Below are 14,572 nucleotides of genomic sequence, written 5' to 3'. Positions count from 1 at the left end.
CCCCGCGAACGATCCGTCTGACTCTTGTTTGTGCACGCTGCACCGTCGTGATCAATCGCGCGCAGGCGCAGCGGTCCACGGCGCATCGCGCCATTGCTCGGCGAGGTAATCCACCGTCACACGCGTCTTCGCGGGCAATTGCACCCGGCTGGGATAGACGGCATAGATGCCGATGGGCGGCGGCGTGAATTCGTCGAGAACCGGCACGAGGCGCCCGCGCGCAACGCTGTCCATAACGAGAAACGCAGGTTGCAGCACCAGCCCGACGCCCGCTTCGGCGGCGGCGACGCAGGTCTCGCCGTTGTTGGCGCTCATCACCGGACGCGGCCGGCCGGTATGCTCGCGCCCCGTCGCGCGCTCGCGCATGCGCCATTCGTGCCGCTCGCTGAAGTAGCCATATGCGACCGACTGATGCGCCGACAGATCAGCCGGCGTGCCGGGGACGCCATGCCGTTCCAGATACGAAGGCGACGCGCACATCACGAGCGGCGTGCTCGCCAGCCGGCGATGCACGAGCGACGATGCCACCGGCCGGGCGATGCGAATGGCCAGATCGAATCCTTCGGCGACTATATCGACCAGCGCGTCGGACAGCGCAATGACAGGCCGTACCTCGGGCGCGCGCAGCAACAGCCCGGCCCACAACGGTGCGAGATGCGCGATGCCGAAACTGACCGGCGCGCTGATGCGCAGCTCGCCCGACGCGCGGCTGCGCTCGTCCTGCGCGGCCCGCTCGGCAATATCGAGCTGCTCAAGGATGTCGCGGCACGAGCGATAGTAGGCCTCGCCCGCCGCGGTCAACGCGACCTTGCGCGTGGTCCGATGCAGGAGCCGCGCGCCGAGGCGGGCTTCGAGGCCCTGAATGGTCCGTGACATCAGCGCGCGCGACACGCCGCTCGCGTCCGCCGCCGCGGCGAAACCGCCCGCATCGACGACGCTCACGAACGATTCGATCTCGCGCAGTCGGTTCACTTCTTGCCAAGCTTCGGGAAGATACCGCGCGGTAGCCGCACGTGCGCGCCGAGCGTCGAATCGACGACCTGTGTGATGCCGACATCGCCCGCCACGCTCATCAGCGAATACGCGTCGTTGCGCGACAGTCCAACATGTTCTTCGAGCAGCAGCATCGTATCGAGCGACGCATTGCGCAACGCGCGCTCGAGCTGCGGATCGAAGCCGTGCACGATCCAGCTGTCGGCGGTTTCAAGCAGCGGCGTCGGAAACGAAAAATCCTTGCGCACGACGATCTGCATCGTCACGTTCAGCGACGACTCGATGGCCGTGCCGCTGATTTCGCCATCGCCCTGCGAGACGTGCGGATCGCCGATCGAGAACAACGCGCCCGCCACCTGCACCGGGTAATACATCGTCGCGCCGGCGCCGATGCGCCAGTTGTCGATATTGCCGCCGTGGCGTCCGGGCGGAATCGTGCTCACCCGGCCGTCGACGGCGGGTGCGACGCCGGCCGTGCCCAGATGCGGGCGCGCGGGAATGCGCACGCCGTCGAGCGCTGGCTGACGGTCGCAAACCGGGCAATCGGTGATGGTGCCGGGAGTCAGATACTTGCCCTTGAAATCGTAGGCGTACAAGGCGGACGCATGGTTCGCGCCTTCGTCGAGTTCATAGATGGTCACGCGCTCTTTCTCGCCCATCTCCTTGTAGAGATAGCCCCAATTCGCCGCGAGGTTCGAGCCGTAGCGGCAGCGCGGCGTCATATGCAGAAAGCGCACTTCGAGCATGTCGCCCGGCTGCGCGCCTTCGACATGAATCGGGCCGGTCATGATGTGCACGCCCGGATTGCGGTCGTGTTCGGGAATAGCCCGCCAGAGTGCGCGCATCGCGTCGTCCATCATCAGATCGGGCGCGTCGCCCGCGTGATGCGTGAGCGCTTCGGCATACACGAGATCGCCGCTTCGCACTGTCAACGCGGGCGCGAGCGATGCGTCGAAATAACCCCAGTGGACGTTCTCGCGCGTCGCACGCAAGGTGTGCAGCGCGCTGGGTTCAATATGGACACGGGCTGCGCCTTCGGTCGGAATCAATGCCATGGAATTGCTCGTCGAAAGTTAGAGGTCGAGTACGAGAAGCGGAGTCTTCGAGCGCGAGCAGCACGGCGTGAACACCTTGCCGGAGGCCTGCTCTTCTGTGCTCAATATCCAGTCACGATGATCGGGCACGCCGTCGAGCACGCGCGTAATGCACGAGCCGCACACGCCCTGCTCGCAAGACATTGGCACATACACGCCGGCATCGGCGAGCGCGGCGCACACGCTCTGCCCTACCGCAACGCTCACGCGTCGTCCGGTCGACGCGAGTTCCACGTCGAACGGAAGGCCGGCTCGTGCAGGCGCTTCGCGCCCCGTTGAGGACGGAGCGGCGAAGCGTTCGCAGTGCAAATGATCGTCGGACCAGCCGAGCGCGCGCGCCGTGTCGAGCACGGCATCGATCATCGCGAACGGTCCGCAGACGTACAGATGCCGTCCCGCTTCGAAGCGGCCGATCAGCGTCGCGAAGTCGTCGCAACGCCCGAGGTGACGCGTGACATTGCCGCTCCACGGCGCCCGCGCGATCTCGTCGACGAAGGCCTGGCGCTCGGGCGTGGCCGCGAAATCGTGCAGCGCGAAGCGCGCGCCCGCAGCGTGCAGCGACCACGCCATGGACAGCATCGGCGTGATGCCGATGCCCCCCGAAATCAGCAAAGGCGGCAGCGGCGCCATTGTCATCGGGAAGTGATTGCGAGGGCCGAGCGCGTCGAGCGCGTCGCCGACCTGCACCCGTTCGCACATGAAACGCGAGCCGCCCTGGCCCTCCTCGTCGTGCTGGACGGCGACGCGATAGCGCATCGCGTCGGCGGGATCGCTGCACAGCGAGTATTGCCGCGCGAGGCCGTCGCAGTCGATCTCGAGGTGCGCGCCCGCCTCGAAGGCCGGCAGCGGCAGATAGTCGGCCGCTTCGAACTCGAACGCGACGATGTTGCGCGCGACCTTCGCGCGGCTCACGACGCGCAGCTTCAGGCGCGCCTCGACCTGCAGATGCGGTGCCTCGCGCAGGTTCATGCGACCCCCCGCATACGTGCGTCGGCCGACTCTCCGAGCGTGAAGCTCAGCATGCCGAGCGAGCCGTATTCGAGGAAGTTGCTGGCGAAGCTCACGGCGTCCCCCGCGTGACGTGCGCCGAGCGCGTACAGCACCGGCCAGTAGTGATCGGGCGTCGGCACCGAGCGCAACGCGGGCGCGCCCATGCGCTCGTAGTCGATCACGTCGGCCGGCCGATCTTCGGCAATCGCGCTCGCGATGTGATCGTGAAACGTCTGCGCCCAGCCGTAGCCCGAGTTGGGCGTGCCCCAGTCCATCGCCGACAGGTTGTGCACGATGTTGCCGCTCGCCGCGATCAGCACGCCCTCGTCGCGCAGCGGCCGCAGCGCGCGGCCCAGTTCGTAGTGGTAACGCGCATCGCGATTGCGGTCCATGCTCAGTTGCACGACCGGAATTTGCGCAGCGGGAAACGCCTTGAGCAGCACGGACCACGCGCCGTGGTCCAGACCCCAGCGCTCGTCGAGCGCCACCGGCAGCGGCGCGAGCAACCTCACGATGCGCTGCGCCAGTTCGGGATCGCCGGGCGCGGGATAGCGCTGCGCGAACAGCGCAGGCGGAAACGCGCCGAAATCGTGGATCGTGCGCGGTTGCGGCATCGCGGTGACGGCCGTGCCGTGGGTGAGCCAGTGCGCGGAAATCATCAGGATCGCGCGCGGCGTACCGGCGGCGGTGCCCATCGACGCCCACGCGCGGGTGGCGCGATTGTCGTCGAGCGCGTTCATCGGGCTGCCGTGGCCGAAGAACATCACGGGCATGCGGGTGGGGTTCAGGGACATGGTCGTTATGCGCTTATACGTTTAGGCGTTCGAGCCGGAAATGTGAAGCAGCCTGCGCGACGTGCGGCGCCGCGTCGATCAGGCTGCGGGTATATGGATGCTGCGGATTCGCGAGCACGGATTCGGTCGGCCCGGCCTCGACCACGACGCCGCGCTGCATCACGATCACGCGCGAGCACAGGTAGCGGACGACGGCGAGGTCGTGCGAGATCAGCATCAGCGCGATCTTGTGCGACTCGCGCAGCGCGAGTAGCAGCTCCATGAACTGGGCCTGCACCGAAACGTCGAGCCCCGACACGATTTCATCGGCAACCAGGAGACGCGGCACTTCGCACAACGCGCGCGCGATGTTCACGCGCTGTCGCTGCCCGCCCGATAGTTGCGACGGAAACCGAGCGGCATAGCTCTGCGCGAGCCCGACTTCGTCGAGCAGATCGAGCGCGCGGCGCGCGCGGTCCACGTATAGATGCGGACGGCTCTCCATCGGCTGCGTGACGATGCTCGCGAGCCGCCGGCGCGGATTGAGCGCGGCGCGCGCGTCCTGAAAGATCATCTGGATCGCCTCGATGCGCTTGCGCCACATCGCGCGGCTCGCGTCGAGCGGCATGCCGTCGAGCAGAATCCGTCCTTCGCTCGGCGTGTCGAGCCCCATCACGAGGCGCCCGAGCGTGCTCTTGCCGCTGCCGCTTTCGCCGACCACGCCGATGAATTCGCCCGGCGCGACGCTCAGATCGAGCGGCCGCAATGCGGCCACCGACGACTTCTCGTAGCGCTTGCCGACGCCGCGCAATTCGAGGAACGGCGCGCTCGCCATCACCGTGCGCGCGGCGAGCGGCGCGCGTGGGGGATCATCAGGCAATGCACCGGCGCGTAGACAGCGCACGGCGTGCGCTTCGCCGGCGCGGGTGTCGTCACGCAAAGGGATCGGCGCGCTCTCACAGGCGGGCGTGACAGCGGCACAGCGCGCGGCGAAGCGGCAGCCGCGCAACGCCGGCAGCTCCTCGAAACCCGGCATGTGGCCGTTCAGCGGCTCCACGCGCACGCGTTCGCCCTTGAGCAACGGATTGGCGCGCAACAGCGCTCGCGTATACGGATGGCGGGGAGACGCAACCACCTCCCGCGCCGGACCCGATTCGACCAGATCGCCCGCATACAGAACGGCAATGTCGTCGCACGCGTGCAGCGCGAGGCCGATGTCGTGCGTGACGAAAATCACGCTGGTGCCGCGCCGCGCCTGCATCTCGCGCATCAATTCGACGACGTGGCGTTGCGTGGTCGAGTCGAGCGCGGTGGTGGCTTCGTCGGAGATGACGAGGTCCGGATTGCTCGCGAATGCCATCGCGATGCACACGCGCTGGCACATGCCGCCCGACAGCTCGAACGGATAGCGCGCGAGCAAACTCGCCGGGGCGGGCAGCAGCACTTCCGCGAGCGCGTCGATGCTGCGCTGACGGCGCTCGCGCCCTGCGACGCCGAGCCGTGCGAGATGCAGCGCGAACTGCTTGCCGATGGCCAGCGTCGGATCGAGCGCGCTCATCGGCTCCTGCGGAATGTAGGCGATGCGCTTGCCGAGCAGCGCACGCTGTTGCGACGCGCTCGCGCCGAGCAGATCGATGCCCGCGAAACGCAGCGTCTGCGCGTTTAATTCGAAGCCGCGCGGCAGGCTGCGCGCGAGCACGCGGCCGAGCATGCTCTTGCCCGCGCCGGATTCGCCGACGAGCCCCAGCGTGCGGGCACGCCGCACCGACAGCGCGATATCGCGCAGCAACGCGACGCCGTCGCACTCGACATTGAGCGCGACGAGCGTGAGCAGCGCATCGTCCATGAAGCCCGCGCTGGTCGCGACGGCCGCCGCTCGCGCTGAAGTCTTGAAGAGCCCGTTCATGGGCGTTGCTCCGAGCGTTCGAGAAGACGCGCGTCGGTCGCGCGCCGCAAGCCTTCGCCGAGGAAGGTCGTCGCGAGCACCGAGAGCACCATGCAGGCGATCGGCAAAATCAGGCCCCACGGTGAGCTGAACACGTTGGCGAGGCCATCGGAAATCATGCTGCCCCAGCTCGGCTGGCTCGCGTCCGCCGACAGCCCGACGAACGACAGACTGCACTCCGCGACGATCGCGATGCCGACCTCGAGACTCATCAGTGTGATGAGCGTCGGCAGCAACGCGGGCAGCACGTCGCGCAGAATCGTCGCGAGCGGTCCGGCGCCCGCGATGCGCGCCGCCGCCACGTAGTCGCGCCGCCGGATCACGACGACCTCCGCGCGCAGCACGCGGCAAAAGCGCGTCCAGTCGACGAAGATCAGCGCGATGATCACGTTGGCAATGCTCGGCGACAGCGCGACCACCAGCACGAGCGCAAGCACCACCGCCGGGAACGACATCCACACTTCGACCACACGCAGCACGGCCCAGTCGATCCTGCCGCCGCACCAGCCCGCAAGAAGCGCGAGCGCGCAGCCGATCAGCGCGGTGCCGAGCGGCGCGATAAAGCCCACCAGCACCGCGATGCGGGCGCCGTACAGCGCGAGGCTAAGCACATCGCGGCCGAGCGAATCGGTGCCGAACAGGTGCTCGCGCGAACCCCCCGGCGCCCAAGCGGGCGGCAGCAAGGTGCTGAGCAGATCCTGATCGTCCGGACGAAACGGCGCAACGGCGGGCGCGAACAGCGCGGCGAGCACGAGGAGCGCCAGCACGGTCGCGCCGAACAGCACCCGAGGCTCGCGGGCGATGCGCCACAGTGCGGCGCGCGAAAGCGACGATGGCCGCACGGCCGGCTGAGAAACAGAAGGTGTATTCATGCGACCCTCAGACGCGGATTGAGCAGGACTTCGAGCGCATCGGCGGCGGCGTTCGAGCACTGGACGACGACCGCGTAGATGAGCGCCAGCGCTTCGATCACCGGCAAATCGCGCGCGCCGATCGCGTTGATCATCAGGGTGCCGATGCCTGGCATACCGAATACTTTTTCGACGAGCAGCGTGCCCCCGATCAAGAGACTCACTTGCATCGCGAGAATGTTCAGCGTCGGTAGGGCCGCGTTGCGCCACGCGTGCTGACGCAGAATCTGTGCTTCGGTGAGGCCGCGCAAACGCGCCGCGTGGATGTATTCCTCGGCGTAGGTATCGAGCAGGCTCGAGCGCAGGATGCGCATGAGCGACGGCGCGATGCCCATGCCGAGCGCCATGCACGGCAGCACAAGATGCTGGAGCGCATTGCCGAACGCGGCCCACTGACCGTCGAGCAGCGTATCGACGAGCAGGAAGCCGGTGTGGCGCGCGACGGCATACGCGTTGTCGATCGGCCCGAGGAACGGTAGCCATCGCAGCGCGATGCCGAACAGTAGGACGAGCAGGATGCCCCACAGGAAATCGGGCACCCCCATCGCCAGGCCGTTGAGCATTTCGCAGAGACGCTCGGCAAGCGTATCGCGCCGGCTGAACGCATACACCGCGCTCACGATGCCTGCGAGGACGCCGAGCAGCAGACCGCCAAAGAGTAGTTGCAGCGTCGTCGGCAATGCACTCGCGATCAGCGCGCCGACCGGCTGCCCGTTCTGCACCGAGCGGCCGAAGTCGCCGCTCAGCATGCCCGCGAGCCAGTGCAGGTACTGTACGGCAAGCGGCTGATCGAGCCCGAGCGTGTGTCTGACTTCGGCGATCTGCGCGACGCTCGCGTTCGGCGGCAGCAGCATCGCCGCCGGGTCCGAGCGCAACAGCCGCAGCGCGCCGAAAATCACGACGGACACCGCCAGCAATATGACCACGCGGCGTGCGACTCGCCGCGCGAACTTCACCGCTCGATGCTGCGCGAACGAGCCACGCTCACGCGGCGTGCTCACTTCGATGGACGTGCTCATAGGCGTCTCGTCGTCAGTCCGCGACGACCACGCCGATCGCGGCGAGCCGGCCCTGCGCGCTGGCGGCAGTCTCGCTCATGCGCTGGAACGTGGCCCGATAACGCGGCACGAGCCACGCGTTGAGTTCCTGCTGCGCTCGCTCCTGCCATGAGTAGCGCCCGCGCACGGCATAGCGCGATTGCAGGCCCACCTGCACCATCTCGTCGACATGCAGATCTTGCGCAATGATGTCCGACACTGCGCTCGTGCTCATCTCGACACGCTTGGCAAAGAGCGGATCCTTCATCGTGTCGGGCGCGTACAGCACGCCCTGATCGAGATAGTGCGTGCCCGCGGAATCGGCGCGCAGGATCATGTAGATCACACTATCGACGGTCACGACGAGCGAAAGCGTCGGCGGGAGATTAGCGAACAGCATGCGCTTGCGCTCTTCGTCCGTGAGCTTGGGAAAGCGCGGAAACAACGCCTTTTGCGTCGGGTTGAACGCGGCGTCGACGTGCAGTGTGCCGTTGAAGCGGTAATAGCCCGCCGTGTCCTGCGGCAGTTCTGGCGGGAACGTCGCGAGCGCGCTCGGCACGAAGTCGTGCAACGGCCCGTGATGCAGACGGTTCGCGTGATAGCCGTCGTTATTGTTTTCGAACATCACCTTCCAGTTCCACTTAAAGTGAAACGGCCGCTCGGGGCGCGGGCCTTCGGCGCTTTTCAGATCGAAGTTGCCGAGCACGGCGTCGAGCGCGGTGAGGCGCGGCGCGAGCGGCGGCGCGGCGTGATCGAAGTTGATGAAGATGAAGCCTTGCCAGCACTCCACCTGCATCGTCGGCAGGCAGAAGTCCTTTTTGTCGAAGCCTTCGGTCTCGTCCATCGCGGGCGCGGCGATCAGTTCGCCGTCGAGCGAGTAGGCCCAGTGGTGATACGGGCACAGCAGCGCGCGCGCATTACCGAAACCCTCGGCGACGACCATGGCGCGATGCTGGCACACCGACGACATCGCCTTGATCTCCCGCTTCGCATTACGCGTGATGACGAGCGGCTCGCCGACGATCGAGGTCGTGAAGTAGTCGCCCGGATTGCTGATCCAGTCTTCGCGTCCGACGCACAGCCATTCGTGATTGAAGAGCGCTTCCTTCTCGAACTCGAAGAAGTCGGGGTCCGTATAGCACGAAGGCGGCAGCGTTTCCGCCTGGCTGACATGCATGGCGGAGCGCTCCAGCGCGGCAAAGAAAGCGGCGTCGAACTTCGGATTGAAGGGTTTGTTGACCATTGCCAATTCTCTTGATCTCTCTGACGGATCCACGGCGCGCGCTCACGCGCTCCAGTAAGCGGGCAGCATCCAGCCGCTCAGGAACGGCGTGTACCGCACGCCCTTGCGATACGACGCCGTGGCGATACCCTGCATCAGCGGCAGCGCGTAACCTTCGCCGACCGCCCAGCGGTGGAATTCCTTGTAGCCCGCGATGCGCTTCGCTTCATCCAGTTCGACGAGCAGCGGATCGAGATGCGGCGACACGTCGGCGCTGCGCCACACCGAGAAGCCCGTCTTCGGATTCAGATACGAGCCCGCCGACAGTTCCGGGTCGCCGCTGCCGTTCTGCCACATCCACAAGGTCGGGCCGGGCAGCGTGCCCGCGACGGCCTGGGAGAAGAACTGCGCGGTTTCGATCGGACTCAACTCCGCTTCGATGCCCACCTTCTTCCACATCTGCTGGATCGCGCGGGCCATGTCGTAATCGCTCGGATACACGCCGTTGGTCGCGAGAAATTTCACGCGCACGGGCTTGTCCGTCGAATAGCCGCTCTTCGCCAGCAGCGCTTTCGCCAGCGCGGGGTCGAAAGCGAACTTGTAGTCCGGATCGAACGCAGGCGTGCCGGGCGCGGCGGGGGTCGACATCGGCGCGGGCACGTTGTTGAAGAACGCGTGCACCAACGCCTCTTTGTCGATCGCGTGATGCATCGCGAGGCGGACATTGCGGTCCTGCGTCGGGCCGCCGTTGATCATATGGATCAGATACGAATCGATGGTAGGCGTAATCTTGCTATCGTCCGTGCCACCTTGCGACAGACGCACCGCCTCACGCAACGGCAGCATCCCGGAGACATCCGCTTGCGCCGCCTGCACGGCCGCAACGCGCGCGGTCGGGTCCTTCACCACCTGGAACACGACATCTCGGATCTTCGGCGCGCCGCGCCAGTGCTTGTCGAATGCGGCGAGCGTCACGCGCGAATCGCGCTCATACGCGACGAGCCGGTACGGCCCCGAGCCCACCGGCTTCGCGATGAAGCCGGTCGCGCCGACTCGCTCGAAGTACTTGCGCGGCAGGATGTAGCTGCCCATGTAGCCGAGGAACGCGGGCGCGGTGACCATCGGCACCTTGAAGTGCATCACCGCGCGCGTGGGCGTCGGCGTTTCGATGGCTTCGAGCGCCCACCAGATGCCGCCGAGCTGCAGCGACTTGTCGGCCTGCAGGCGATCGAACAGCGTGAACTTGAAGTCGTCGGAGGTCAGTTTGTCGCCGTTGTGGAACAGCACGTCGCGGCGAAAGTCGAGCTCCAGCACCTTGCCCGCCGTGTCCTTCCAGCGCCACGCGGTGACGACGCCCGGGCCAAGCTTGCCCTTCGCGTCGATGTCAAGCGCCGCGTCGTAGACACTGCGGTAGATCGAGATGGGATTCGGCGCGACGCGCACGAGCGGGTCCCATGACGGCACGTCGGTCGGAAAGGCGATGGTGAGTGGCGCGTTCGCGGCGAGAGCGGCGCTGCTCGCCGTCAGTGCGCCGAGGCCGCCGAGGGTGCCGGCGGCCTGCGTGGCGAGTCCCGCCAACGTACCGCCCAGCATCTGGATGAAGTTTCTGCGTGTAGTCATGGAGAAATCCGTTCCTTGCGCGAAGCGCCTCGTTGCCGCTAAGGCCGTGAAACTGTCACGGCATGGCATCAGGTTAAGAGGACAAAACCACGCTGTCTTGTCGGCGCGCGCACGCATTCCTGCCTTTCGCGCGCGGGCCGGACGGCGTCAGAACTGATGAATCAGGGCGATGCGGGAAGTCAATTGCGTGTTTGAATTCGACGGCAGCGAATAGAAGCCCGCCCCCTGGTTCGCGTCGACGCCCGGCTGTGCGTGCAGGTACGACACGTTCACGTAGAAGTTCGTGCGCTTGCTCAGGTAATACTGCGCGCCCAGCGTGGGTTGATGCCAGTGCGTGTGATCCCAGGTCGTGTATTGATAGCCGCCGATCAGCGCAATATCGGGCCGCACGAAATACATCGCGCCGGCTTCGTAGACGTTCATCGTCGCGCTGCCGGTGGTGCTTTGCAGGTGGGTCGACGTGAAGTTGGCCGACAGCGTGAGCCTGTTGAGCGTGTAGCTCGCGCCGACGCCGAACTCCGACTGCCTGTCGACGGTAAACGGCGACGAGTAGAAGAGATCGGTCACGCTGCCGTCGGAGTTGCGCGTCGCGACCGTCTGGCCGAGGAAATTGAACACGCCGAACTGCGCATACGGATAGATGTCGACGTCGTAAAGGCGCTCGTAGATCGCCGCCGCACTAAAGCCGCCGTCCTTGTAGCCCGCGCCTACGCTCCACGCGCTGTTCTGCTTGAAGTTGCCCGCCACGTTGCCGAAGCTCCACATGCCGCCGAAGCTAAAGCCGCGGTAGGTCGGGCTTTGGTACTTCACCGAGTTCGGCAATTGCACCCCGGAAATACGGTCGATGTCGCCCATGTGCCCCGCGTAGACGCTCGCATAGCCGTTCAGGTTGAACGGGGTGATGTAGTCGGCGATGAAGTCGTACTGGTTGCCCATCGTCACCGTGCCGTAAGGGCTCGCAATGCCGACGAAGGCCTGCCGGCCGAACAGCGCGCCGTTGTTGCCCAACTGGCCGGTGCCGAGCGAGAAGCCGTTTTCCAGCGTGAAGATGGCCTTCAGACCGCCGCCGAGATCTTCGCTGCCCTTGAAGCCGAAGCGGTTGCCGAAGTTGGCGCCGTCCTGGAACTTATAAAGACGGCCGCCTCCTTGATTGCTGATGTAGGTGAAGCCGGCATCGATGAGACCGTATAGCGTGACCGAACTCTGCGCATGCGCGCCGCTCATCGCAACCAGCATGACAGTGCCCGTCAAATACTTTTTCATTAGCGTGATCCTGGATAGAGGGGAACGGAGTTGTTCAAAACGAACCGCTGCCGCGTGCCTTACAGTCAGCGAAATTCGATACGTTCAACGCTATCCAGGCAATTTCGGCAAATCTTGACCAAATGCGCGCGGCGAATTGACTAATACCCCGTCAAAAAACTTCGCGTCTCACCCGTCAAAAAGCCGGGTTTTCGGCAAGAGTTCACGCGCGCGCAGACAAGCATCGGCCGGCGCTTCGTCCTAAGCTCGCAAGGCCGCAGTTGGCGTTGCCATTGCTGAAAGCTCACCGCTCAAAGGAAAGAACATGTCGAAGAGTCTCGTCATCATCACAGGCGCGAGTTCCGGGATCGGCGAGGCGACCGCCCATCTGCTCTCGCAGCTCGGCTATCCGTTGCTGCTGCTCGCGCGCCGGCTCGAGCGCCTCGATTCGCTGGAATTGCCTAATACGCTATGCCGCCAGGTCGACGTCACCGATCGCGCAGCGCTCGCCGCCGCCGTCGAGGCCGCCGAGGCGAAGTTCGGCCCCGCCGATGCCATCATCAACAACGCCGGCGTGATGCTGCTGGGCGATATGACCGGGCAGCCGCCTGAGGAATGGGACCGTATGCTCGACGTCAACGTCAAGGGCGTGCTGAACGGCGTGCACGCAGTGCTCACGGGCATGGTCAAGCGGCGGCGCGGCACCATCATCAACGTCAGTTCCACGTCGGGACGCAAGACCTATCCGCAACACGTCGCCTACGTGGGCACCAAGCACGCGGTACATGCGCTGTCGGAAAACCTGCGCGAGGAAGTGTCGCCGCATAACGTGCGCGTGGTGCTGATCGCACCGGGCGCGTGCAATACCGAGTTGCAGACGATCACCACCAACGACGCGATCAAGGCCGGCTTCAAGATGTGGAAGGAGTCGATCGGCGGCGTCATCCTGCAGCCGGAGGAAGTGGCCGAGGCGATCCGTTTCGCCTATGAAATGCCGCAAAACGTCTGCATCCGCGAGATCATGCTCGCGGCGACGAACCAGCCCGTCTGACGGCTGAGCGATGTCGTCCATATGCAAATCCGCTCGCTCACGTTGCTGCTCGCGGCTCTCTCGATGCTCGGCCCGTTTGCCACCGACAGCTACCTGCCCGCGCTCAAGCGCCTGAGCGCCTGAGCGCCGCATCGTCGTATAAAAACTGAAGCGGCAAGAGGCCGTACGCCTGCAGACAAGAATGCACGCATCAATTTGGCCATGATACGTTCGTGATCGACGATCACGTTTTTAGTCACCACTCCCCCAAGACCATCATGACGACTTCCGTAGCGCTGTCCCCTGTCTCCGGCGCCGCCGCCTGGCGCGGCGACAGGCTCCTCGACAAGCAGGACTGGATCTACTATCTGAACGAGGACCAGATCGAGGAACTGGAGGCGCTCGGCCGGCGCTTCGTCGAAGACGACCCGGACCTGCGTTTCGTCAAGGCGTCCGACTATCCGCTAAACGCATGCGCCGCCGCCATCGACGAATGGTGCAGCGACATCGACGAAGGCCGCGGCTTCGTGCTCGTGCGCGGGCTGCGCACGCATCTCTATTCCGATGCGATGTCGGCGTCGATCTACTACATACTCGGTCTGCATATGGGCGACCCGATCCGCCAGAACGAACTCGGCGATCTGCTCGATCATGTCTACGCGACCTCCGACAAGATGCTCGATGATCCGGACGCGCTGTCCGCCAAGATCCGCGACCTGCTGCCGTTTCACTCGGACAGCTCGGATGTGGTCGCCTTGATGTGCCTGCGCCCCGCGCTCGAAGGCGGCGCCTCGTGCATCGTGTCCGGCGCGGAGATCTACAACGAAATCCTCAAGCGCCGGCCCGACCTCGCGCCTTTGCTGCTCGAGCCGTTTCATTGGGACTGGCGCCGCCAGGACCACAATTCGCCTGCCAATACGTATGTTTCGCCGATCGTGAGCTTCGTCGACGGCGTGTTCAGCATGTACGCGGGATCGCTGTATATCCTGACCGCGCAGGACTATCCAGAAGTGCCGCGGCTCACGCCTGAGCAGAAGGAGGTGCTCGAACTGTTCGAGGCAATCACGTACGAGCCGGGTATGTCGCTCGCGATGGATTTCCGGCCCGGCGATATCCAGTGGCTCTCGAACTACGCGGCGCTGCATTCGCGCACGCGCTTCACGGATTTTCCGGAGCCGCAACGGCGTCGTCATCTGCTGCGTCTGTGGCTGCGCCGCGGCTCGCCGCGTTCGATGATCCCCGGCTTCGGCAAGAACGGCGTCGTGCAGCAACGTTACGAAGCGCGCGGTCAGGCCGCCGACGATACGCGTGGCAACTTCAGGATCGGCATTGCGGCGGTGCCGCGTTTGTGACGATGCGCTTGGGCGCAGCGTGTGAGTGCATGCGCTGCGCCTTCGAGAGATTGAGAGGTCGAAAGATCAAGAGACTAAGAAACGGTTTCAAAAAGGCTTCGTAGGGGCTCTTCTCCTTGCGGCGAATCCATTGGCCGTTGTCTGCACAGCTTCCTTCCAGCGCGCAATAAAAGAGCGCACTGCGCGGATGAACCACACTCACGGCGACAGGAAGGCTGCGACGGGACGCGATATTGACAACGATCTCTCCAAGCTTGCGCGCGACTTCCGCGTTGAGAGCAGGCAACATCGTTCGCATCGCCTGTTGATCGAATGTCTCATCTTTCAAACTCAAGGCTCTACTCGGCATCTCACCCTCTCACC

Annotated in this window: 13 protein-coding genes; 2 read left to right on the top strand and 11 right to left on the bottom strand. The window is 65.2% G+C overall.

Going from position 1 to position 14,572, the window contains the following annotated elements:
* Positions 1-51 precede the first annotated feature (51 nt).
* From OKW45_RS00955 to OKW45_RS00910, 10 genes are all read right to left on the bottom strand, one after another.
* Positions 52-972: a substrate binding domain-containing protein gene (locus tag OKW45_RS00955; protein WP_429465302.1), complete on the bottom strand. Its 921-nt coding sequence runs from the start codon at positions 970-972 to the stop codon at positions 52-54.
* Positions 969-2,048 carry an acetamidase/formamidase family protein gene (locus OKW45_RS00950; protein WP_429465300.1) on the bottom strand — a complete coding sequence of 360 codons (1,080 nt, stop codon included), beginning with the start codon at positions 2,046-2,048 and terminating at the stop codon, positions 969-971. The genes OKW45_RS00955 and OKW45_RS00950 overlap by 4 nt, the downstream gene beginning before the upstream one ends.
* Before the next feature lie 18 nt (positions 2,049-2,066).
* On the bottom strand, positions 2,067-3,056 hold the full coding sequence (locus OKW45_RS00945) for a PDR/VanB family oxidoreductase (protein WP_429465298.1): 990 nt from the start codon (positions 3,054-3,056) through the stop codon (positions 2,067-2,069).
* A complete protein-coding gene (gene ygiD, locus OKW45_RS00940) occupies positions 3,053-3,871 on the bottom strand; it encodes a 4,5-DOPA-extradiol-dioxygenase (RefSeq protein WP_429465296.1) in 819 nt (272 codons plus the stop codon). Before ygiD ends, OKW45_RS00945 begins: the two co-directional genes overlap by 4 nt.
* A gap of 13 nt (positions 3,872-3,884) precedes the next feature.
* Complete coding sequence (locus OKW45_RS00935; RefSeq protein WP_429465294.1) at positions 3,885-5,756, bottom strand: dipeptide ABC transporter ATP-binding protein; 1,872 nt, start codon at positions 5,754-5,756, stop codon at positions 3,885-3,887.
* The gene (locus OKW45_RS00930) at positions 5,753-6,667 is read right to left on the bottom strand and encodes an ABC transporter permease (RefSeq protein ID WP_429465292.1); all 915 of its coding nucleotides are present in this window, start codon (positions 6,665-6,667) and stop codon (positions 5,753-5,755) included. Before OKW45_RS00930 ends, OKW45_RS00935 begins: the two co-directional genes overlap by 4 nt.
* Positions 6,664-7,725: an ABC transporter permease gene (locus OKW45_RS00925; protein WP_429465289.1), complete on the bottom strand. Its 1,062-nt coding sequence runs from the start codon at positions 7,723-7,725 to the stop codon at positions 6,664-6,666. The genes OKW45_RS00930 and OKW45_RS00925 overlap by 4 nt, the downstream gene beginning before the upstream one ends.
* A gap of 13 nt (positions 7,726-7,738) precedes the next feature.
* Positions 7,739-8,986, bottom strand: coding sequence for an aromatic ring-hydroxylating oxygenase subunit alpha (locus OKW45_RS00920; protein ID WP_429465287.1), 1,248 nt, complete (start codon positions 8,984-8,986; stop codon positions 7,739-7,741).
* A 42-nt stretch (positions 8,987-9,028) separates the two neighbouring features.
* On the bottom strand, positions 9,029-10,585 hold the full coding sequence (locus tag OKW45_RS00915; protein WP_429465285.1) for an ABC transporter substrate-binding protein: 1,557 nt from the start codon (positions 10,583-10,585) through the stop codon (positions 9,029-9,031).
* A 147-nt stretch (positions 10,586-10,732) separates the two neighbouring features.
* Positions 10,733-11,848, bottom strand: coding sequence for a porin (locus OKW45_RS00910; protein ID WP_429465283.1), 1,116 nt, complete (start codon positions 11,846-11,848; stop codon positions 10,733-10,735).
* Between the two features lie 304 nt (positions 11,849-12,152).
* Here OKW45_RS00910 and OKW45_RS00905 point away from each other — a divergent pair, with 304 nt between their 5' ends.
* Both OKW45_RS00905 and OKW45_RS00900 read left to right on the top strand, forming a co-directional pair.
* On the top strand, positions 12,153-12,878 hold the full coding sequence (locus OKW45_RS00905; protein ID WP_429465281.1) for an SDR family oxidoreductase: 726 nt from the start codon (positions 12,153-12,155) through the stop codon (positions 12,876-12,878).
* 257 nt (positions 12,879-13,135) lie between these two features.
* Positions 13,136-14,209 (top strand): TauD/TfdA family dioxygenase, encoded by a 1,074-nt coding sequence (locus OKW45_RS00900; protein ID WP_018424424.1) that lies wholly within the window; start codon positions 13,136-13,138, stop codon positions 14,207-14,209.
* On the opposite strand, the gene OKW45_RS00895 is transcribed toward OKW45_RS00900, so the two are convergent.
* Positions 14,175-14,543 carry a heme-binding protein gene (locus OKW45_RS00895; RefSeq protein WP_429465279.1) on the bottom strand — a complete coding sequence of 123 codons (369 nt, stop codon included), beginning with the start codon at positions 14,541-14,543 and terminating at the stop codon, positions 14,175-14,177. The two genes, OKW45_RS00900 and OKW45_RS00895, sit on opposite strands and share 35 nt — an antisense overlap.
* Positions 14,544-14,572 lie beyond the last annotated feature (29 nt).

Source organism: Paraburkholderia lebeckiae, from assembly GCF_050436225.1.
Classification (GTDB): Bacteria; Pseudomonadota; Gammaproteobacteria; order Burkholderiales; family Burkholderiaceae; genus Paraburkholderia; species Paraburkholderia tuberum.
Note: the sequence above shows the minus strand (reverse complement) of the source record. Positions and strands in the feature narration are given on the sequence as shown.